Genomic DNA, 21154 nt, shown 5'->3' on the forward strand with positions numbered 1-21154 from the left:
CACTGACTCGGAACAAAATAGTATAACTTTGGAGTTTTAAATGAAATACAAATTTATGATATTGATTCGACACGAAAGTGTTGGCAAGAACATTCTCAAATGATAAAGCTCTAAATAGGTTACTTGAAAAACAAGACTTGTTTATGACTACGTGAAACTCTGCTAATGCTTTTGTTTCGGCCCCAAAAAATAATAAGATGTCAGCTATTAAATTAGATAGTATTGAGGAGGCTATAGAAGCAATCAGAAATGGTGAAATAATCATTGTTGCTGATGATGAAGACCGTGAAAATGAAGGAGATATGATTTGTGCCTCTGAGGCAATCACTCCCGAAATGGTCAATTTTATGATTCGTGAAGGTCGTGGTTTAATGTGTGTATCCCTCACCGAAGAACGTTGTAATGAACTGGGTCTCGAAATGATGGTTGGTAATAATACAGCCTCGCACGAGACGCCATTTACCGTTTCGGTAGACTTATTGGGTCATGGTTGTACTACGGGTATTTCGGCTCCTGACCGTGCCAAAACGATTCAGGCATTAGTTGACGAAAATATCCGTCCTGAAGAGCTAGGTCGTCCGGGACATATTTTTCCGTTGAAGGCTCGTAAAGAAGGTGTTTTGCGTCGTACTGGGCACACAGAAGCTGCAATGGATTTTGCCAAATTGGCTGGTTTTAAGCCTTCAGGTGTACTAATTGAAGTGTTGAATGAAGATGGTACCATGGCACGTCTTCCAGACTTGAGACGCATGGCAGATAAGTTCAATTTGAAACTTGTGACGATCAAGGATTTGGTTGAATATCGCCTAAAAACAGAATCTTTGATTAAGCGTGAAATCGGAGTTGATATGCCTACAGAACATGGACATTTTGACTTAATTGCTTTTAAACAATTAAACACAGGCGAAAGTCATCTTGCTTTGGTAAAAGGTACTTGGGAAAAAGACGAACCCGTATTGGTGCGTGTTCATAGCTCATGTGTAACAGGTGATATCTTTGGCTCATGCCGTTGTGATTGTGGTGCACAGCTTCATAATGCGATGGAAATGGTCGAAAAAGCTGGGAAAGGAGTAGTCCTGTACATGTTCCAAGAGGGTAGGGGCATTGGTTTGATTAACAAACTCAAAGCTTACAAACTTCAAGAGCAAGGTCGTGATACCGTGGAGGCTAATTTGGAATTAGGCTTTAAAATGGATGAAAGAGATTATGGTGTAGGCGCACAAATTTTACGTGATTTGGGCGTTGGCAAAATCAAATTGATTTCGAATAACCCTAAAAAACGAGCGGCTCTTTTTGGTTATGGTCTCGAAATCGTAGAAACTGTTGCAATCGAAATTGCACCAAACCCACATAATGAGCGCTATTTGCAAACCAAGCGTGACAAAATGGGACATAATATTTTGAAAGGATAGTGTTCTTAATTTGAAGATTTGTCAATTTGAAGATTTGAAAATTTGTTTTCAGTGTATCAAAAACTCATTTTCAAATCTTCAAATTAGCCTATTTTCAAATTAATTTAAGATAATTGGGGTATTTCCTTTGGCTCCCATAATAATCACTTTGGCATTGGGCGATAACGACAAATCTCTTTGTGCTTTGATAGCTTCATACTGCAATTGCTTATCACTTAAGCCTGTCGAAATAATCTTCTGATAATCAGCAATCCCTTGTGCCTCAACTCTCTTACGTTCAGCTTCTTGTTTTTCTTTTTGTAAGACAAATTGCATTTTTTGTGCTTCCTGTTCAGCATTGATTTTTGATTCTATTGTTTGTTTTACCGAAGCTGGTAAATTTATGTTTCGAATCAAAAGTTGCTCCAAGACAATCCCTCGATTCTTCAAATCGATGTCAATAGCTTTGAAAATACGATTTTGAAATTCATCTCTTTTGGTCGAATACAGCGCTACAGCATCATAATAGACCGCATTGTCACGAATTTTAGTACGGGTAATCGGGCGAATGATTTTGTCTTTGTAATCAGCGCCAATTTGTTTCAAAATAGTAGGTGCTTGTGCAGGACTTATCCGATAAAGTACCGTTAAGTCAATAATCACTTCTAAGCCATCGGCTGTCAATACCCTAATGGCGTCGTCTCCTTCTTTATCTCCCTCATCATGCGAAGCAGACATGGTATAATTTTGCGTTTTAATATCAAACATTGTCACCTCATCTAGTGGATTAACAAAATTTAAACCGCTTTCTAAGGTCTTGTTTTGCACTTCACCAAAAAGCGAAGGAACTCCTACTTCACCTGTACCAACCTTTCGAATCACAGAGGTTGAAAATCCAATAAGAAAAAAGATAACACCAGCAATGGAAAGTGGACGAGCTATACGTTGGAGGTTAGCATTGGGACTGTTGAACATATATCCTGCGATGAACAACATTAACCCCAAAATCATCAGTATCATGTTTTTTAAATTTAAGTGATTGGTTTATAAAATAATACAGCACCAAATAAGCGTATTTGGTGCTGTATTGTTCACGAATATGATGAATGGCATTAGCGAATGCCAGAGTGTCTAAAACTTATATGATATTAAAACGTAATGCCAAAACGTTGATAAATAAAACTTAACAACCAAGCTGGTCCAATCATTAAAAATTGTAAGTCTTTGAAAAAGGAAGGTTTGCGCCCTTCTACTTTATGCCCCCAAAACTGACCAATCCAAGCAAAAATGAAAATGGTAGAACAAAATTGCCAAAGTGGTGCAATGCCAGAAGATTCAATAGCTAAACAGAGAAGTAAACAGATAAGAGAAAAGACAAACATCCCAATGGATAGAGATTTGGATAATACAAAGTAATAAAACGTGGTAAAAGTTAGCATCAACATAGCCAGATTTCCCTCAACCCCCAGCACATTGAAAAAGGGTAGTTTTATACTGTAGAAAAACCAACAATACTAAAAAAGATGAGTGGAACACAGATGGAGTGTACAGCTTTGTTAGTGGCGTTTTGGTGACTTTCGCCATACTCTGATAACCATTGATAAATTGTCTTCATAACGTGTTAGTGATTTTAGGAATAAATGATACAATCTTAGTTAATTATGGTTTGGGTTTTGTTTCTTAAATATTGTCTAGTACTAAAATGGTACTATTCAAAGGGTAGAAACATGAGAGTATGTTGTTTAATCAAAATGACTTAACAATGAGGTGTCGCTCCAAAGGAGTGAATAATTCAAAAGATTAAGAAGATTGTTTTATGATAAATGACTGATTGTAACCGTACTATCCGAGTATAAAAATATTGTCGATGAAAACTCGATAAAAGTCGGTACTAACATTTAGAGCGGAAAGACTAAAATCACCTAATTATCAAAAGCTTATAGTGATTTTTTACGAATATAATAAAAAAAGTAAAAAAGTCGCTGGTCATATTGCAAATTTCTTCTTTACAAATGAAAATACACCAAGTTCCTAATTTGTTTTACCCCTGACATTATGGACAAAATTCAAAACTACAAGAAAGCCTAAAATGTCGTATCTTCGCAGTCTTAATAGGAGGCTTTAGGCTGTAAGCAGTAGGCATTAGGCAAAAAACTAGAAACACTTTTATACTTTCAGTTTACGAGCTCAGTACCTATTGCGGGTAAAATGATGTTAGTTTTACTCAAGTACTTAAGTTAGTGGGCAAAAAAATCTTTTTTACCTAATGCCTACGGCTTGTAGCCTAAAGCGTATTAATGCAATTTTATTTTGCATTAATATTTATTCAATTTTTAGACTAAATTTTTTAATCGTGTTCATCGAACCTTATCATAATCAACAACAAACAGGTCAGCGGACTGGATGGGTAGAGGTAATTTGTGGGTCAATGTTTTCTGGAAAAACAGAAGAATTGATACGTCGCCTCAACCGCGCCAGAATCGCCAAGCAAGACGTTAAAATTTTCAAACCCGCGGTAGATACTCGTTATCATAACGAAGATATCGTTTCGCATAATGCCTCTTCTATTTCTTCGATACCCTTAAAAGATCCAGCAGAAATGCTTTCATTGGCGGGAAACTGCGATGTGGTTGGTATTGATGAAGCTCAGTTTTTTCAGGAATCAGTCGTGGATGTAGCCAATCAATTGGCAGATGCTGGCAAAAGAGTCATTGTAGCAGGTTTAGATATGGACTTTCAAGGTAAGCCTTTTGGGCCAATGCCAAGCCTTATGTCCATTGCTGAGTATATAACCAAAGTGCATGCGGTATGTGTTGTTTGTGGTGATGTTGCCAATTATTCCTACCGTAAAATTCCTGCACAAAATCAAGTGCTATTGGGCGAAACCGATAGTTATGAAGCAAGATGTCGCAAATGTTTTCATACATAAAAAAACTAACGAAGTTGGAATGACAGCTTCTCAGGCTTTATTCCAACTTCTCATGCTACTTTGCGTGGTTCAGATGACTGTAACCAACGCAATGGCACAGCTCTCCACTCCAGTTGGCACTTGGAGGACGCATTTTAATTATAAAAAAGCAAAAGCGCTGGCACAAGCAGGTAATCTGATTTATTGTGCCACCGAGCAAGGACTTTTTTATTATGACAAATCTGCCAATGAGGCTAATATATTGACCAAACTAGATGGTTTGAGCAATAACCAAATCGCCCAAATTAAGATTCATACTTCTCTCAAATTACTAATCATTGGATACACTTCAGGAGCCTTAGATTTGGTACAGCTAGATAGTCAGTTTGAACCTACTTCTCAGATTATAACGCTCAAATTTATCGAAGAAAATACTGCTATCCTTAGCTCAAAAAAAGTTTCAGATATTAGCTTTTACCAAAACACAGCCTTCATGTCTTATGATTTTGGCTTAGTGGTATTGGATTTGGATAAAAAGGAAGTGAAAGAAACCTATTTGTATCTGGGTGAAAATGGTAATGCTTTAGGAGTATCTCAAAGTGTGGTGGTCGGAAGTATTCTGTATATCTCCACACCCATCGGAATACGTCAGGCAACGCTCAGTAATGAAGTCAATTTGCAGTATTTTGGTAATTGGACTACCCTAAAATCTCCGAGTGGAACAGCCTTAAAAGGTGCCCTTTGCGTTACAGGTACTCAGTTGTGGATAGGAAGTATTGAGGGTGATTTATGGAAATATACAAACGGACAGTTACTTTCTACGCTAAAATTTGCCACTGGCATCGACAAACTTATTACTTTAGATACACAACATTTACTGATTAAAAATGCCTCAGTACTGAGAGTTTACCAAACCTCCGACGAATCAGTTTCTCGCCTGACAGAGCCTTTGGCTTTACAATTGCAAGATGGTTTTTGGGATAGTCAACAAAAGTTTTGGATAGCTGATTATGCGAATGGTTTAGTGAGTAACATTTCTGGCACATACAAATCCTATAGTCCAACGAGTCAAGATACACTTTTTCAATACCGTAAAGATTCTATTATTCTGGACTCTGACAAAAATCGTTGGACAAGATTGGGCGCCTATCAAGGTATCATGGTAGAGACTCCTGCCCAAAAGCGAACCTATCTATACACTGGTAAGGGGCAAGGTAACCTTCCAAGTGCATCGGTTGCCAGTATGACTTTGGACAAATATGGACAAATATGGGTGGGAACTACCGCAGGTGTAGCCGTTTTTGACGACCCTGCAAGTGTAGTTTCAGGACGTAATTTGGATGCTTATACACCAATTTTTGAAAAAAGAAGACTATTAGCCAACGAAACTGTCACGACCATTGCCATCGACGGAGGTAATCGAAAATGGATGGGAACCAATAATGGGGTATTTTTATTTTCCGAAGATGGCACCGAATTAGTGAATAATTTTACGGTCAAAAATTCGCCACTTCCGAGCAATCAAATTTCGTACATAGGCATAGAGCCTTCTACAGGAGAAGTATATATTCGAACTTCCCAAGGAATGGTTTCTTATCAAGGAACAGCCATGGAAGCAGGTGACAATATTTCAGGAAAAGCCTTGATTTATCCCAACCCTGTTCGACCAGAATATGAAGGTTTGATTACCATAGATGGATTATATGAAAATGTAGTAGTAAAAATAACAGACGTAGCGGGTCGCTTGATTTATGAAACCAAATCAAATGGCTCAAGGGCAGTGTGGAATGGACAATATCCAACAGGAGGCAAAGTTCCGACAGGAATATATTATGTAATGACAAGTACCGACGAAGGCAATCAGGCTCTGATGGGCAAAATAGCCGTTGTCAGATAAAATTGTAGAATATGCTATACAATCAAGATACCATCACCGAGTTTAGAGATGCTTCATTGAATAAGTATCCTGAAAACAAAAAGTTTTTTGAAAGATTAAAAACCAAAAAAGTAAAAAACCTTGACGAATTGTTTCATCCTCGTCATGAAGAGATTTTTGAGGAAGTTGACTGTTTGGCTTGTGCCAATTGTTGTAAAACGACAAGTCCAATTTTTACAGATATAGATATTGAAAGAATTGCCAAACACTTGCGTATGCGTCCTGCACAGTTAATCGATAAGTATTTGCATTTGGATAAAGACCAAGACTATGTGCTGAATAGTTCGCCATGCACATTTTTGGGAGCAGATAATTATTGTTCGATTTATGAAGTAAGACCCAGAGCCTGTAGAGAATATCCACATACCGACCGTAAAAATATGTCAGGCATTATGAAGTTGACGCTCGAAAATACGAAGGTATGTCCTGCCGTATTTGAAATTGTAGAACAATTGAAAAATCTCAAAATCGTGTAAGTGTAAGGTTTCTTAAAATCTAGTATCTGTATTCAGAAGAATTGTCGTTTTAGGGCATAAGGTAATAAAATACATATTCTATAAGCAAGATATTAGCCGTTATGTAATAAATGACTGATTTAGTATTAAATACATGCTAGAAACCTATATAATATTTCGTTATAACATAGAAAAAACAAACTTTTCTGTAATTTTGAAAAAATTTTAATATACTGTAATCCCAATTACTAATCATACATATAACTTTAAAACTTACAATTTTACTAGATGGCTGCAGCAGAGTATTTAGGTATTGACATTGGAGGAACGAACGTAAAAATGGGTATCGTTAACTCTGAAACTGGTCAAATTTCAAATTTTTACAGTCATGATACTGTTAGCTGGCGCAAATCAGGTCATTTCGAAGACCGCCTTGCCGAGGCTATTGCCCTTCAATTACTTGATCACAAGCATATCAAGAAGGTAGGTATTGGTTTGCCAGGTATGATTGACTCTACTCGTCGTACTCCAATCGAGATTACGGCTATTCCTGAGCTTGACCGTGTACCATTGGTAGACTTGCTTGAGAAGAAATTTGTAGGAGTAAATTTCTATCTTGAAAACGATGCCAATGCAGCAGCATTAGGTGAGTTTTATTTTGGTGAAGAACGTATCGACGAAAGCTATATTTTTATCACTTTAGGAACGGGTGTTGGTGGCGCTGCTATCATCGGTAAAAAAGTTTTTACAGGTGGTCGTGGTAATGCTATGGAGCCAGGGCATACACCATCTGCTAATGGTAAAGTTTTAGAACGTAACATTGGTAAAAACGAGTTGTTGGATTTGGCTAACAATATGAGAAAAGAATACACTGGCGAAACACAATTGCCAGATGATGGTTCTATCTCAACAACGGGATTAGTGGCTGCCGCTGCTGCAAATGACAAACTTGCGCTACAAGTATTTGAAAGAGTAGGAGAGTTGTTAGGCGAAAACCTTTGTCACTTAGTAGCTATTCTTGACATCAATTTGATTTTGATTGGAGGTGGTCTTTCAGCATCGTTTGACTACATCCTGCCAAGCATGAAACGCAAGCTAAATCAGTGGTTGACAAAGTACCATGCAAGCGATTTAACAATCAAGCGCGCTACCTTGGGTAACGACGCAGGTTTGTTAGGAGCAGCTTCATTGTGCTTCTAGTACAAAAAATTAACTATAAGCAAGCCTCGAAGAATGGCAAAAAACGTCTAAATTTGTGGGCTAAATATAAAATTCCCTTAAAAATGGGTTTGGAAAACGAGCAAGTAAAAGAATTATTTTATTCTTTCTAGAAAAAGTATAAAAGATTCTAGGATTAGGAATATCTGTTAGAAATATTTTTTGACAATCTAATTTTTAATCATCATCTTTGCACCGTTTTTCTAACCAAAAATCGTTCTAAAAATGGCAGAAATTGCAGAAAAAGTAAAAGGCATTATCGTCGAGAAATTAGGCGTTGACGCAGCAGAAGTAACTCCAGAAGCTTCATTCACAAACGATTTGGGTGCTGACTCTTTGGATACAGTAGAATTGATTATGGAATTCGAAAAAGAATTCAACGTAACAATTCCAGATGACCAAGCTGAAAACATCCAAACAGTTGGTCACGCTATTGCATATCTTGAAGAACATGCTAAGTAATTGACTTTTCAGTATGTGCTAATTTGAGAGTGATTTGATGGTTTTACCTCAAATCATTGTTCAGATTAGCACATTTTTATTTGAAAGGCGTAATTAAGTGCCATCTCCAAACCTTTTATCAACAAGTCGTCTGCGAGATTTTATAACTTAATTCATATATTTCTTCGTTTGATTTATAAAATCATCTATATTTGAAATTCGAGTGAACAAGGCCACTGGAAATTTATCTCTCTCAAGATGCTTTTTTCAGGGTGATTTTGCACCAATAGCGCCTAACAATATCTTCACTTTTAATAGAACTTGAAACTCAACTTCGCCACATGAGCTTTAAACGAGTAGTAGTTACTGGCATAGGAGCATTGACTCCTATTGGAAACACAGCACCAGAGTATTGGGAAGGTCTCAAAAATGGGGTTAGTGGTAGTGATTATATCACTAAATTTGATGCTGAGAAGTTTCGTACTCGCTTTGCTTGCGAGATTAAAAATTTTGATGTTAACAACTTTATTCCACGTCAAGAAGCACGTAAAATGGATGCTTTTGCTCAGTATGCAATTGTTGCATCTGATGAAGCTATCAAAGATTCGGGCTTAGACTTAGAAAAAGTTGATAAAAATAAAATTGGAGTTATTTGGGGCTCTGGTATTGGTGGTCTTCGCACTTTTGAGGATGAATGCTTCAATTTTGCGAAAGGTGACGGTACGCCAAAGTTTAACCCATTCTTCATCCCTAAAATGATTGCTGACTCTGCTTCAGGAGTTATCTCTATTCGTCATGGTTTCCGTGGTGTAAACTACGTAACTGTTTCGGCTTGTTCGTCAGCAAACAATGCTATTATCGATGCTTTCAACTATATCCGTTTGGGTCGTTTGAAAGCTTGTGTAACAGGTGGTTCAGAAGCGCCAGTAACAATTGCATCAGTAGGTGGTTTTACTGCTTTACGTGCTATGTCTGAGCGTAACGATGATCCAAAAACGGCTTCTCGTCCTTATGATAAAGACCGTGATGGTTTTGTAGTAGGTGAAGGCTCTGGAGCATTGATTTTGGAAGAATATGAGCACGCTGTTGCTCGTGGAGCCAAAATTTATGCTGAAATGATTGGTGGTGGTTTCTCTTCTGATGCTTACCATATCACAGCTCCACACCCAGAAGGTTATGGTGCTTTGTTGTCAATGCAAGATGCTTTGGATGATGCTAATATCAAGCCAGAAGAAGTTGACTACATCAATACGCACGGTACATCAACTCCACTTGGCGACCCTCAAGAATTGAAAGCGATTGTTGAATTATTTGGCGAACACGCTTATAAATTGAACATTAGCTCAACCAAATCGATGACTGGTCACTTGTTGGGTGGTGCAGGTGCAGTTGAAGCAGTAGCGTCTATTTTGGCTATGCAACATCAACTAGTTCCTCCGACAATCAACCACGTTACAGAAGACCCAACGGTTGATAATCGTTTGAACCTTACTTTAAATCAAGCTCAGTCGCGTAAGATTGATGTCGTTTTGAGTAATGGCTTTGGATTCGGTGGACATAATGCCACAGTTATTTTTAGAAAAATCTAATCTGAATAATATTGCAAACTTTCGTTGTGAGGTTCTTGCTTAATAATACAACGAAAGTTTGCATGTTTGATTTTGTTTCGAATATATGTTGTCACCCATTTTAGAATTCTTTTCCAGCGACCCGAAAGACAAAAAGCTGAAGAAAGCTGTAGAACATATCATTGGTCAGAAGCCTTCCAATATTATGCTGTACAGATTGGCATTTATGCACTCCTCAGTGTCGAAGGAAACGGTAGCAAAGGGATACAAAGAATCTAATGAACGCCTCGAATTTTTGGGAGACTCGGTTCTAGGGATGATAACAGCAGAATATCTTTTCAAAAAATTCCCTTTTAAAGATGAGGGATTTTTGACAGAAATTCGTTCTAGAATGGTTAGCCGAGAGTCCTTAAATGGAGTAGCTCGTAAGATTGGTTTGGATAAGCTCGTTGAATACGATGGAAATCGTCGCACTGTTTTGGCTCGTACATCGATGTATGGCGATGCACTAGAGGCTTTAATTGGTGCTATTTATCTCGACAAAGGTTTTCAATTTACTCGAAAATTTATTGTTAAATCTATTCTTACACAGCATTTTGATATCGATACAGTTGTGTCAAATAACCCTAATTTCAAATCTCTTGTGATTGAGTGGGCACAACGTGAAGGTAAACAAATTCGCTTTGACATTTCTGAAGAAGGTGCCAAGCATAATAAAGAATTTACCGCCACCATTTATGTTGACGACGATTCTTTTGCGGTAGGTCAGGGATATTCAAAGAAAAAGGCAGAACAAACTGCCGCGATGAAGGCTTGTGAAAAACTAGAAATTAGTTAATAAACCCAAGGGTTCCCAAAAACGGCCTAAGCACGATATTCCTGCTTAGGCCGTTTTTGTCATAGCATACTTCATCTATTTTTTTGATAATTTTGAGGCCTATCATTTGATTAGTCAATATTCGAAGAATACAATTTCTGATCATCTTGCTCGATGAGAATCTTGGAAAACCGCAAATTGAAAAGTTTCAAGGAGAATCACATCGATTTATTTTTTTATTCATTCATCAGAATAATCTTTGGTGTAATATTTGCGTTCTTAGTGGTAGTTAAAATACTTTTCACGGGAAGATTTCTTTTTTATCCTTTTACTTTCGTACATTCATAACTAGAAGTTTCAACCCAAACCATAAAAATATGAAGTTAGACTTTCAGGCAATAGAACGATACGCTAAACAGTATGCTGCCAAAGTTTGTGACGACTTTTTTAATAGAAATAATACAATTTCAGGCCAACAAATTATGAAACTGAGCAACGTTGCTCAGGTGAATACATTTGTGATTGGAGATTTGTACGAAACTTGGAAATCTAACACAGAATCTTTCAAAAGCCCTTATTTTAATTTTGAGAATGAAGAGGTAAAGGCAGCCCTACAAGCTTATATGAATACTGTATCTCATCATATTTCGGTGGATAGAGAACATTTTGAGCCCTTGTTGGTCAATGCTGTAAAAAATACTATCGGTCTATTACTAGATCCAAGTAAATATTTTGATGACTTTGTTCGTGAGTCTCCCGAATTTACCCTAACAAAAGACCGTATAATAACCTTGGCAAAGTACACTAAAATTAACAGTGTTTTTGCTAAAGGATTGAAAGATAAAATAGCTGATGAAAACCACGTGTATGTAACGACAGCACTGGGTTGGTTGAATGATTTAGCCAATCATCACGATTTTGAAAATCCAGATAAATACTTGGAAATGCTAAATGCAACCTTAGCATTTAAGCGTGATGATTTTTACAAGAAATCAGCCACAGTGACGGCACCAAGTGCAGCTAGTCCTCGATTGACACAGTCATTTTTTGATGTTGAACATGAAGACGAGGATGATGCTAAAACAGAAGTATCAACTGTAAACGAAGAGGAAGAACATGAGCCGCTACCAACTGTAGCAGCCATCCAAGCACAGATTGACAAAGAAGGTACGCCTGCTGATATTCGTATTCCTTCAAAATTAAATGATGCCTTTACTGATGAATTACCGACTGTCAATGATTTGCTAAGAAAAGAGGTCATTAGCCAAGGCACACCGCTGTCAGATTTGGCTTTTAATCGTCAAATTAAAAGCATTGCAGACGCTATTAGCTTAAATCAGAAGTTTATCTTTATTGGTAAGTTGTTTGAAGGAGATGTTAATGCTTATACTCGAGCAGTTGAGGATTTGGATAGATGCACTAGTTATTTAGAGGCTAAAAATATAATGAATAAAGTCTTAGCACCTAAATTTAATTGGGTAATGGCTGCTGAAGAAGCGAATGACTTTTTAGAAATAGTGGGGCGTAAGTTCCAAGGTTTATAAAAGCGAGATAATTCTCGCTTTTTTTTTGAGTAAAATAGTATATTTGTTTCAGAAAACTACTCCTAAATGAGTCCTTTGGGACTCTAAAAACTGAGTCTACACCATGAAACAAGTAATATTATTGCTCATTTTAGGCATTATTGCGCCTAAGTTACAAGCACAGGTATCCAATGAGGATATTTTGGGTACTTCAGCCGAAGGCGTTTCTGAGGAAACCTTTGAAAATTGGCTTCAAATCCAGTCCAATCCAATTGATATTAATCGCGTGGATTATGAGTCTCTGTCGGAGCTTGGTATCTTATCAACTATCCAATTAAAGGCATTTTTTGATTACCGAAAATCCTTCGGCCCTTTTGTTTCTATTTATGAATTACAATCTATTCCAGAATTGAGCCTCGAAGTGCTGAAAAAACTAGCTCCTTTGATTACTTGCAGTCAGGAAATTAATTCAATCGGGCGTGATTTAAGACTGGCTAAAAGTTGGCTTTTACTCCGTATTAGTCAAACATTGGAAGAAAAGAAAGGCTTTAGCCCACCCACTAAGACTTCTATCGTTCGCTATGCGGATAGTCCAGTTAAAAGTTTACTCCGATACAAATACGCCAACCCCAAGAATTTAAGTATTGGTTTTACCATTGAAAAAGATGAAGGAGAAAACAATTGGACTGATTTTACATCATTTCATGTACAAATACAAAATAAAGGTATCCTGAGAAATCTTATTGTAGGGGATTATCAACTTCAAATGGGGCAAGGACTAGCCACAGGAGGAGGGTTTAGTTTAGGAAAAAGTGCCGAAACAATATTATTTACCCGTAAGCCTACTTTGGGAGGTCGCCCGTATACATCCACGCTTGAATCAGGCTTTTTCAGAGGAGTACTCACTAATTTTCAATGGCGAAAATGGCAAGGTCTAGGCTTTATATCACGTGTATCGAGAGATGCTAATCAATTAGAGCCTGACTCACTTGGCGTAGTGAATGTCTCTTCGCTTCAAACCTCTGGTTTTCATAGAACTACTTCAGAAATAGCCGATAAAAATGCCTTACTCGAAACAAACTTAGGAGGTGGATTTAGCTATCAATCTGAGTTTTCACGAGTGGGAATGATGCTTCATTACACCTATTTTGATAAATCATTACTGAAAGCAAATAAAACGTATAATCAATATGAGTTCGCAGGTTTTCAAAATATTTTGCTGAGTTTTTACTACAATTACACCTTGTCATTTGCTCAAGTTTTTGGTGAGATAACTCGCTCAAGTAGTGGAGGATACGGTGCAATATTAGGTGCGATTGGTAGCCTTAATCGTCGTTGGGATATGTCACTGCTATTTCGAAAGTTTACACCTGATTTTCATTCTTTTTACGGTAATGCTTTTTCTGAAAATACACGGAATATCAATGAAACGGGCATTTATTGGGGCATAAAATTTATGCCTAGTCGTCGTTGGCAATGGACAGCCTATGTTGATTATTTTTATTTTCCTTGGTACAAATATCTAGTCGATAAACCTCGTACACAAGGCTTTGAAACATTACTCAAACTGAGTTATCAACCTTCTAAATTATCAAGAATTTCAGGGCAATTAAGATTGGAACATAAAGAAGAAAATTTTAGTTGGAAAGAAAGCTATATCGAAAATAACAAAACTAAAACTCGAACCATTACTGAAGTAACCCCTCGATATCGTTGGACTTTTAACAGCTATTACTCCAATAAGTTGACCAGTAATATCTCGATTCAATCTAGGATTTCGGGAAGTGCTTTTAAGTTTCAAAAACAGAATGCAACCTATGGTTGGGCTGTATCGCAGGATGCTAAGTGGAACAAGGGAGCTTGGTCATTTGCCATGCGAATAGCCTATTTTTCGACACAGGATTACGATAATCGACAATATACCTATGAGCAAGACGTACAATATGCTTTTTCCTTTCCTGCTTATTATGGGCGAGGCTGGCGCTATTACAGTGTTTTGTCTTATGATATAAATAAAAACTTAACATTTTGGCTAAGATGGTCAAGAACTGACTATATTAACCAAGAAACCGTGGGAAGCGGTCTTGACGAGATACCCGTTCCACATAGGAGTGATGTAAAAGCACAAATAAGGTGGGTATTTTAGTAATTTGAAGATTTGAAAATGTGATGTAATGGTGTTCGAAAGATATGAAAAGTTATCAATTTCGGATTTCTGATGTTGAATATTGGAATAGTTTGAAGTTCTATTCCAATACTAGCCTATCGTCATGAATACTTTCAGGTTATACGTTAAAAAAAGTTAAAAACCTTTTATACAATTAAGATAAGGCAACAATAAACTTTTGCTTGCCGTTACTATCTTTATAGAAACAATCCTAGAGACGAGAAATATGCAATACCAAATACTTTGGGCAGACGATGAAATCGACTTGTTGAAGCCCTACATCATGTTTTTACAGAGCAAAGGTTATGATGTTACACCTGTGAACTCAGGTGCCGATGCACTAGAAGAGGTAGAGAAAGGAAAATTTGATGTAGTTTTTCTTGATGAAAATATGCCTGGAATGACTGGTTTGGAGGTTTTACCTCAAATCAAGCAGATGAAGCCCAATTTGCCCGTAATCATGATTACCAAATCTGAAGAGGAGCATATTATGGAAGAGGCTATTGGTTCAAAAATTGCCGATTACCTGATTAAGCCTCTTAATCCGAATCAGATTTTACTTTCGGTAAAAAAGATTCTTGATAAAAAACGTTTGGAAGAAGAAAAAACCAATATTTCTTATCAACAAGAATTCCGCCAATTGGCTATGCAGTACCAAGATCGAATCAACCACGAAGAATGGGCAGAAATTTATAAGAAATTGCTATTCTGGGAATTAGAAATCGACCGTACTGAGAATAAATCAATGGCAGAGGTGTTGAATATGCAGAAGTCTGAAGCTAATTCAAACTTTTCAAGATTTATTGAAGAAAACTACGAAGATTGGTTGAACGACCCGCGTGCTGACAAACCTTTGATGTCGCACCAATTGATGCGCAAAAGGTATTTCCATTAGTAAATGAAAGTTCACCTTTGTTTTTCTTGTTGATTGACAACTTACGTTATGACCAATGGAAAATCTTGGAAGGATCAATTCAGGATTACTTCACCGTAGAAGAGGAGAGCTCGTACTATTCTATTCTTCCTACTACAACAGCGTATGCTCGTAATGCTATTTTTGCTGGTATGATGCCTTCCGAAATCGAAAAGCAATATCCAAAGCATTGGGTACAAGATCTTGGCGATAATGAAGACGAAGAAGGTTTTAACCAACATGAGGAGTTTTTCTTGCAAGAACAAATTCGCAAAAGCCGTCTTAGTTACAAAACATCTTACAACAAAATTATTCACAATAACCAAGGAAAGTCATTGGTCGATAACTTCAATCGTTTGATGCAAAATAACTTGAATGTAATTGTGTATAACTTCGTGGATATGCTTTCGCACGCACGTACCGACATGGCCATGATCAAGGAATTGGCACCAGATGAGTCGGGGTATCGTAGTATCACTGCAAGCTGGTTTACACACTCGCCTTTGTTTGATTTAGTGAAAAAGATTTCGGAGAAAAAGGGTCGTTTGATCATTACTACTGACCATGGCATGATTCGTGTGCAAAACCCTGTCAAAATTGTTGGTGACCGTTCTGTAAATACCAACTTGAGATATAAGCAAGGCCGAAACTTGAACTGGGATTCAGATGACCATGTATTGATTTGTCGTAAACCAGAAAGATTTTTCTTGCCTAAAATCAACGTTTCAACAACGTATGTGTTCACTATGGAAGATTATTTCTTTGCGTATCCAAACAATTATAATCATTATGTGAGCCATTATCGTAATACCTTCCAGCATGGAGGAGTTTCGTTGGAGGAATGTATTATTCCGTTTGTGTATTTGACAGCAAAATAGTTATGAGTCATTCCTAATTTATGGGTTAAACTATTTATCAAAAAAGCGGTCGAGAAGTAATTCTCGACCGCTTTTTTGATGGATATGTTGAAACTTTTTGTCATGGGTGAATAAATTCACCCGCTAATTGGAATCGTTGGTCAAGAACGAGGCAAAGTGAAACGTAAATTTTTAAAATAATCACTCATTCACTCAATCTCAATTCACTAAATAATGGATGACTATAAATCATCTGACTTAACATATCCGTTATCACATTTCAAAATACGAGCTGGAAACTGACGAATCATGTCAAAGTCGTGTGTAGCCATCAATATAGCAGTACCTGCTTTGTTAATATCCTTGAAAAGTTGCAAAATCTGAGCCGAAACTTCAGGGTCGAGATTACCTGTAGGTTCGTCGGCAAACAAAATTTGGGGTTCGTTTAATAAGGCTCTGGCAATTACAACCCTCTGTTGTTCTCCACCCGAGAGTTGATGCGGCATTTTATCTTTAGCAGAAGCCAAGCCTACTTGCATGAGAACCTCCGCAATACGGGTTTTCATTTTGGCACGGTCTGTCCAGCCAGTAGCTTCCAATACCCACATTAAATTTTCATTTACATTTCTGTCCATAAACAACTGAAAGTCCTGAAACACTACGCCAATTTTACGGCGCAAGAAGGGGCGTTCAGATAGTTTCATAGTTTCGATTTGGTATCCCGCAACTTTGGCTGTGCCTTGTTGTAGCCACAAATCGGCATATAAGGTTTTGAGAAGGGAGCTTTTGCCACTTCCTGTGCGACCGATTAAAAAGACAAATTCACCTTTATTGATTGTAAAATTCACATCGTTCAAAACGATTCTGTCGTTCTGATAGATAAAAGCATTCTGTAAGGATACTACAGGTTCTGCGTTGAACATATCGAGTTGATTTGGTTTGTTTTTCAAATATACAAAAAAGCCTTTTTGGTTGGTTTATTTGTGTAGGCTTATCTGGTATATGGTCAGATAAAACAAAAAGGATAGACCGTAGCCTATCCTTTTTGAAAGTATCAAATCAAAATGCTTTCAAATATTAAGCATTTGTTTTAGCATGGTCTGACAAGAATTTCTCCAAACCGATGTCTGTCAATGGGTGTTTCAACAACGCTGTGATAGCAGACAAAGGACCAGTCATTACATCAGCACCGATTTCAGCACATTTGATGATATGAATAGGGTGACGTACTGATGCCGCAAGGATTTCAGTATCGAAACCGTAGTTATCATAGATTGTACGGATTTGTTCGATAAGCTCAATACCATCGAAAGAAATGTCATCCAAACGACCGATAAATGGAGATACATAAGACGCTCCAGCTTTAGCAGCTAACAACGCTTGACCTGCTGAGAAAATCAAAGTACAGTTCGTTTTGATACCTTTTTCTGAAAAATAACGAAGTGCTTTCACACCATCTTTAATCATTGGGATTTTCACAACGATTTTATCATCCAATTCAGCTAATTCTTCGCCTTCACGAATCATACCTTCGAAATCTGTCGCAATAACTTCTGCTGAAACATCACCGTCTACGATTTCGCAGATAGCTTTGTAGTGCTTCAACACGTTGTTTTTACCACTGATACCTTCTTTGGCCATCAATGAAGGGTTGGTAGTTACACCGTCTAATACGCCTAAATCCTGTGCTTCTTGGATTTCTTTGAGATTGGCTGTGTCAATAAAAAACTTCATAGCTGTTTTTGATTATGATTTTTGGCTACCCTCTGGCATGAGAGTAAGGGATAAAGCTTTCCGAGTACAAAATTATAAAAAGCTGGCAAGAAAAGAAGGAATATTTTGATTTATCTATAACAGTATAGAACAGTTGTGGAGATTACTTTAAGAAAGGGCAAAAAAAAATGGCAAATTCACCGCTCAACCAACCTACCCTTGCTTCGATCAAGACCTGGGGGATTCGGAGGGAGCTGGTAATTTGCCAGTGCAAATATGGCAGGTTTTGTTGTTTTTTCAAAACCTAGGTAGCAAATTTGTTAAAAAATTTCTATCAAAAATTGAGTAAAAACAGTTAAATATTCTATTACGGTTTGATTACCAGTTTTTTAAATAACATATTACAATGAGAAAAAAAGTAATAAAAAAAATCGCTTTGTCGATGATTTTTCCTGTTTTGATGGGTTGGATGACTGCTTGTACAGGTTCGGCGGAGGCTTTTTTAGAAAAAGCAAAGGGAGAATTACAAAAAGGAAAAGCTAAAGAAGCTATCGAATACCTCAATCAAGCTATTGATAAGGATGCCCAAAGCGCTGCTGCTTTCAATATGCGTGGTGCTGCATATTTCGAATTGAAAGATTACACCAATGCTCTTTTGGATTACGAGCAAGCTATCAAATTAGATGCTAGCAATTACAAACCATTTTTTAACCGTGCCTCAATTAAAATGGAGCAATCTAACTGGCAAGGTGCTTATGAAGATTGTACTAAGGCAATAGAGCTTGCACCTAAAGAAGCAGAGTTGTACGTAAAAAGAGGTATCATCGAAGCGGCTTTACAAAAAGCAGACGAAGCAATTCATGACTTTGATAAGGCACTTGAAATAGACCCTAAAGATACCAATGCTTTGTATAACAGAGGGAACATCAAATTTCAAAGTGCTGAATTAGAAGATGCCATTAAGGATTTTACAGAAGCTGTAAAAATTGATGCTCAATTTGCAAAAGCTTATTATGGCTTGGGCTTAGCCTACCAAAAATTGGGAAACTCTGACGCAAGTTGTATGAATCTCAAACAAGCAAATCGCTTGGGTTATCCTGATGCGAAGACAGCGTTGGAGACTTATTGTAAATAATAATTAGTCAAAGAGAGGACAGGCACAAGGTATTGGTGGTTTTATAGCTGATGCTTTGTGCCTGTTTGTTTTTTACGAATAAAAGAAAAGATTATGCCTATTTACCTTATTTCCGCGGACTTTGTATAACCTTGCACAGTAAACTTATTTTGTTTATTCTTTTCTGAAAATGAAGTTGTGGCTACAGGTTGAGAACCATCTCTTGATTTGAACGCTACGACTATATTTGCACCATAAATGGAGGCTTCATAGCCATCATAAATATCCATCCGTGAGATATGCCCCATTGGAAGTGTAGTTTGGTCGAGCATATCAGGGCTTATTTCGAATCCATCAAGAAAGTACTTGATAATCAAAGTAGGCATATATTTTACGGCTCTTGGGCCTATGAATTGTTTGTAGTAATTACCCATAAAGCTCTGTCCCAAAAAGCGTTTTTGAATATCAATAGATTGTGTAGGTTCTCTCGAAAAGAGGTTCATGTCATATTTTTTAGTATTGGATTTTCCCTTAACTATTACCTCTTTTAACTCCGTAGATTTTTCTATATCTACTTTTTGAAGCTTCTCAAAAGTCTCCTTCTGTGCAATCTTCAGTTCTTCTTGGATTTTGGGAGCTTTGAATAAGCGCCAATCAATTTCTAGAGCATCAATCTGGATTGGAGCAATATAGTCTTCATCAATTTTAAAGGGAAACGATTCTTTTTGATTTTGCACAGATATGGTAGCAGTCGCCTGATTATAAAAGTCTAAATGGTGAAACGTAAATAAACCGCTTTCTTCCATTTCTGCAAAATGAATCCCTGAAGTAAAGGACGCAGGTATGTCATTACTTTCCAAAAGCATGGTTACACTAAGCTTTTTGGGGTTGACTTTAGGATTTGATAGTAACTTCCCTTTTACTTCGATATTATCTTGAGGGAAATATTGATAATGTTTGTTTTTTTCTAGTTTGTATAGTTTATTTTCAAGCGTGAGGAGTTGAAGATTGATATCGTCACTGGATAAATGGCTCAACTTACTACCAGTTTCTGTATCTAGTAACCATTTTTTCTTTGTGGAATCAATGCTAGGTTGCTCTAGGTAATACATTTTCTGACACAGTACTTCCATGTTGGCATCAACAAGGGAGAAGTTGATAATACCTGGCGCTATGTCTTTGGTATTGAAATCTATTCTTGTAGAGTTTTTTGGAGAAAATACAGAAAGTTGATTGATTATTTTCCCTTGCTGGTGAATGAGTAAAAGTAGATTGTCTCTAACAGGCTTTACATTTTGTACTCTGATTTTAAGCAAGTCACTTTCAGGTATTTTATCAACTAAGATGGTATTGCCACTAGCAAGGGTTGAAGGTAATGGCAGGACTTTATTACCCAATTTAAGTTGGTAAATATCTTGAAGTGATGGCTGAAATTCCATTGTGCCAATGCCTTGTTTATTGGTCTGGATAGCTATTAGAGTATCTTTTTGATTGCTCATAAGCCATACCTTTTCTTCGATGGGATTGCCAAAGTTATCTTTTACCTCAAATGCGATTCTGTTCCATGTTTGGGCAATGGGCTGGTCGAAAAAGCGAATATTGGTATCTATCTTGGTCGTAGAAATATCCTTTTCGTAGTTGATATTCAATATGGTTAGGTTTTGCTGTGGGATGAAAAAGTTTCTGGCCCAATTGGTATACACTCTAACCGTGTAAATACCTGAGGCTAATTTAGCATCTGTTTTAAGTGTGTGCTTTACTTGACCATCTTTAATTTTGAATATCCATCGGTCTACCACAGTTCCAGTTTTGGGATAAACCAAATCAATATACAAAGGAACACTTAGCGAGGAGGCTTGAAGAGATTCCGCATCAAAAATCGTTGCTTCCAGTTGTATGTCCTCTCCAGCAATGTAGGTATTTTTGTTAAGCTGGAATAAGATTTTCTCTGGTCTCAGTACGACAGAAGTTGTGTCATTTTGAGCAATAGACCAATTTTGACAGGTAGAAATGAGCGATAAAATAACGGAGAAAATGGCGATTTTACGCATTTTCGAAAGCGTTTGTAGAATAGGAGTTTTCATCAGTTATTAGGTTGTTAAATTGTAATATCGAACTATTAAAAGAGTTTAG

17 protein-coding genes and 1 pseudogene are annotated in these 21154 nt (G+C 37.2%); 12 read left to right on the forward strand and 6 right to left on the reverse strand.

Going from position 1 to position 21154, the window contains the following annotated elements; genetic code table 11:
• The first annotated feature begins 197 nt into the window (after positions 1 to 197).
• Positions 198 to 1412 (forward strand): bifunctional 3,4-dihydroxy-2-butanone-4-phosphate synthase/GTP cyclohydrolase II, encoded by a 1215-nt coding sequence (locus BWI92_RS01115; RefSeq protein WP_095160288.1) that lies wholly within the window; start codon positions 198 to 200, stop codon positions 1410 to 1412.
• Positions 1413 to 1511: 99 nt separating this feature from the next.
• On the opposite strand, the gene BWI92_RS01120 is transcribed toward BWI92_RS01115, so the two are convergent.
• The 3 genes from BWI92_RS01120 to BWI92_RS28795 all read right to left on the reverse strand — a co-directional run bounded on the left by BWI92_RS01120 (position 1512) and on the right by BWI92_RS28795 (position 3006).
• On the reverse strand, positions 1512 to 2411 hold the full coding sequence (locus BWI92_RS01120; protein ID WP_095160289.1) for a prohibitin family protein: 900 nt from the start codon (positions 2409 to 2411) through the stop codon (positions 1512 to 1514).
• 128 nt (positions 2412 to 2539) lie between these two features.
• On the reverse strand, positions 2540 to 2830 hold the full coding sequence (locus tag BWI92_RS28580) for an Mpo1-like protein (RefSeq protein WP_310588846.1): 291 nt from the start codon (positions 2828 to 2830) through the stop codon (positions 2540 to 2542).
• Between the two features lie 50 nt (positions 2831 to 2880).
• On the reverse strand, positions 2881 to 3006 hold the full coding sequence (locus BWI92_RS28795; protein WP_409024740.1) for an Mpo1-like protein: 126 nt from the start codon (positions 3004 to 3006) through the stop codon (positions 2881 to 2883).
• A gap of 738 nt (positions 3007 to 3744) precedes the next feature.
• Between BWI92_RS28795 and BWI92_RS01130 the strand changes: the two genes are divergently transcribed.
• The 10 genes and pseudogenes from BWI92_RS01130 (at position 3745) to BWI92_RS01175 (ending at position 16215) form a co-directional block, all read left to right on the forward strand.
• Positions 3745 to 4320: a thymidine kinase gene (locus BWI92_RS01130; protein ID WP_095160607.1), complete on the forward strand. Its 576-nt coding sequence runs from the start codon at positions 3745 to 3747 to the stop codon at positions 4318 to 4320.
• Positions 4321 to 4339: 19 nt separating this feature from the next.
• Positions 4340 to 6196, forward strand: a complete 1857-nt coding sequence (locus BWI92_RS01135; protein ID WP_176464330.1) for a T9SS type A sorting domain-containing protein — start codon at positions 4340 to 4342, stop codon at positions 6194 to 6196.
• Positions 6197 to 6207: 11 nt separating this feature from the next.
• A complete protein-coding gene (locus BWI92_RS01140; protein WP_095160291.1) occupies positions 6208 to 6711 on the forward strand; it encodes a YkgJ family cysteine cluster protein in 504 nt (167 codons plus the stop codon).
• Positions 6712 to 6978: 267 nt separating this feature from the next.
• A complete protein-coding gene (locus tag BWI92_RS01145) occupies positions 6979 to 7890 on the forward strand; it encodes an ROK family protein (RefSeq protein WP_095160292.1) in 912 nt (303 codons plus the stop codon).
• Between the two features lie 243 nt (positions 7891 to 8133).
• Positions 8134 to 8370 (forward strand): acyl carrier protein, encoded by a 237-nt coding sequence (locus BWI92_RS01150; RefSeq protein ID WP_095160293.1) that lies wholly within the window; start codon positions 8134 to 8136, stop codon positions 8368 to 8370.
• Between the two features lie 320 nt (positions 8371 to 8690).
• Positions 8691 to 9938: a beta-ketoacyl-ACP synthase II gene (gene fabF / locus BWI92_RS01155; protein ID WP_095160294.1), complete on the forward strand. Its 1248-nt coding sequence runs from the start codon at positions 8691 to 8693 to the stop codon at positions 9936 to 9938.
• A gap of 85 nt (positions 9939 to 10023) precedes the next feature.
• Positions 10024 to 10755 carry a ribonuclease III gene (gene rnc, locus BWI92_RS01160; RefSeq protein WP_095160295.1) on the forward strand — a complete coding sequence of 244 codons (732 nt, stop codon included), beginning with the start codon at positions 10024 to 10026 and terminating at the stop codon, positions 10753 to 10755.
• A 356-nt stretch (positions 10756 to 11111) separates the two neighbouring features.
• Positions 11112 to 12278 (forward strand): hypothetical protein, encoded by a 1167-nt coding sequence (locus tag BWI92_RS01165; protein ID WP_095160296.1) that lies wholly within the window; start codon positions 11112 to 11114, stop codon positions 12276 to 12278.
• Between the two features lie 103 nt (positions 12279 to 12381).
• Positions 12382 to 14403: a helix-hairpin-helix domain-containing protein gene (locus tag BWI92_RS01170; protein ID WP_095160297.1), complete on the forward strand. Its 2022-nt coding sequence runs from the start codon at positions 12382 to 12384 to the stop codon at positions 14401 to 14403.
• 247 nt (positions 14404 to 14650) lie between these two features.
• Positions 14651 to 16215 (forward strand): annotated as a pseudogene (locus tag BWI92_RS01175) (response regulator).
• Positions 16216 to 16436: 221 nt separating this feature from the next.
• Here the strand turns inward: BWI92_RS01175 and BWI92_RS01180 are convergent.
• Both BWI92_RS01180 and fsa read right to left on the reverse strand, forming a co-directional pair.
• Positions 16437 to 17117 (reverse strand): cell division ATP-binding protein FtsE, encoded by a 681-nt coding sequence (locus BWI92_RS01180; protein ID WP_095160608.1) that lies wholly within the window; start codon positions 17115 to 17117, stop codon positions 16437 to 16439.
• Positions 17118 to 17271: 154 nt separating this feature from the next.
• Positions 17272 to 17928, reverse strand: coding sequence for a fructose-6-phosphate aldolase (gene fsa, locus BWI92_RS01185; protein WP_095160298.1), 657 nt, complete (start codon positions 17926 to 17928; stop codon positions 17272 to 17274).
• A gap of 385 nt (positions 17929 to 18313) precedes the next feature.
• On the opposite strand from fsa, the gene BWI92_RS01190 reads away from it, so the two are divergent.
• Positions 18314 to 19042 (forward strand): tetratricopeptide repeat protein, encoded by a 729-nt coding sequence (locus tag BWI92_RS01190; RefSeq protein ID WP_095160299.1) that lies wholly within the window; start codon positions 18314 to 18316, stop codon positions 19040 to 19042.
• 101 nt (positions 19043 to 19143) lie between these two features.
• Here BWI92_RS01190 and BWI92_RS01195 read toward each other — a convergent pair whose 3' ends face one another.
• Positions 19144 to 21105, reverse strand: a complete 1962-nt coding sequence (locus BWI92_RS01195; protein WP_095160300.1) for a hypothetical protein — start codon at positions 21103 to 21105, stop codon at positions 19144 to 19146.
• Positions 21106 to 21154: the final 49 nt, after the last annotated feature.

This window comes from Flectobacillus sp. BAB-3569, assembly GCF_002270355.1.
Taxonomy (GTDB): Bacteria; Bacteroidota; Bacteroidia; order Cytophagales; family Spirosomataceae; genus Flectobacillus; species Flectobacillus roseus.

Coding starts and splice junctions, on each gene's coding strand:
- BWI92_RS01150 (WP_095160293.1), top strand. CDS start 8,134: ATGGCAGAAATTGCAGAAAAAGTAAAAGGCATTATCGTCGAGAAATTA.
- BWI92_RS28795 (WP_409024740.1), bottom strand. CDS start 3,006: ATGAAGACAATTTATCAATGGTTATCAGAGTATGGCGAAAGTCACCAA.
- fsa (WP_095160298.1), bottom strand. CDS start 17,928: ATGAAGTTTTTTATTGACACAGCCAATCTCAAAGAAATCCAAGAAGCA.
- BWI92_RS01120 (WP_095160289.1), bottom strand. CDS start 2,411: ATGATACTGATGATTTTGGGGTTAATGTTGTTCATCGCAGGATATATG.
- fabF (WP_095160294.1), top strand. CDS start 8,691: ATGAGCTTTAAACGAGTAGTAGTTACTGGCATAGGAGCATTGACTCCT.
- BWI92_RS01190 (WP_095160299.1), top strand. CDS start 18,314: ATGAGAAAAAAAGTAATAAAAAAAATCGCTTTGTCGATGATTTTTCCT.
- BWI92_RS01180 (WP_095160608.1), bottom strand. CDS start 17,117: ATGTTCAACGCAGAACCTGTAGTATCCTTACAGAATGCTTTTATCTAT.
- BWI92_RS01115 (WP_095160288.1), top strand. CDS start 198: ATGTCAGCTATTAAATTAGATAGTATTGAGGAGGCTATAGAAGCAATC.
- BWI92_RS01145 (WP_095160292.1), top strand. CDS start 6,979: ATGGCTGCAGCAGAGTATTTAGGTATTGACATTGGAGGAACGAACGTA.
- BWI92_RS01135 (WP_176464330.1), top strand. CDS start 4,340: ATGACAGCTTCTCAGGCTTTATTCCAACTTCTCATGCTACTTTGCGTG.
- BWI92_RS01170 (WP_095160297.1), top strand. CDS start 12,382: ATGAAACAAGTAATATTATTGCTCATTTTAGGCATTATTGCGCCTAAG.
- BWI92_RS01165 (WP_095160296.1), top strand. CDS start 11,112: ATGAAGTTAGACTTTCAGGCAATAGAACGATACGCTAAACAGTATGCT.
- BWI92_RS28580 (WP_310588846.1), bottom strand. CDS start 2,830: ATGCTAACTTTTACCACGTTTTATTACTTTGTATTATCCAAATCTCTA.
- BWI92_RS01195 (WP_095160300.1), bottom strand. CDS start 21,105: ATGAAAACTCCTATTCTACAAACGCTTTCGAAAATGCGTAAAATCGCC.
- rnc (WP_095160295.1), top strand. CDS start 10,024: ATGTTGTCACCCATTTTAGAATTCTTTTCCAGCGACCCGAAAGACAAA.
- BWI92_RS01140 (WP_095160291.1), top strand. CDS start 6,208: ATGCTATACAATCAAGATACCATCACCGAGTTTAGAGATGCTTCATTG.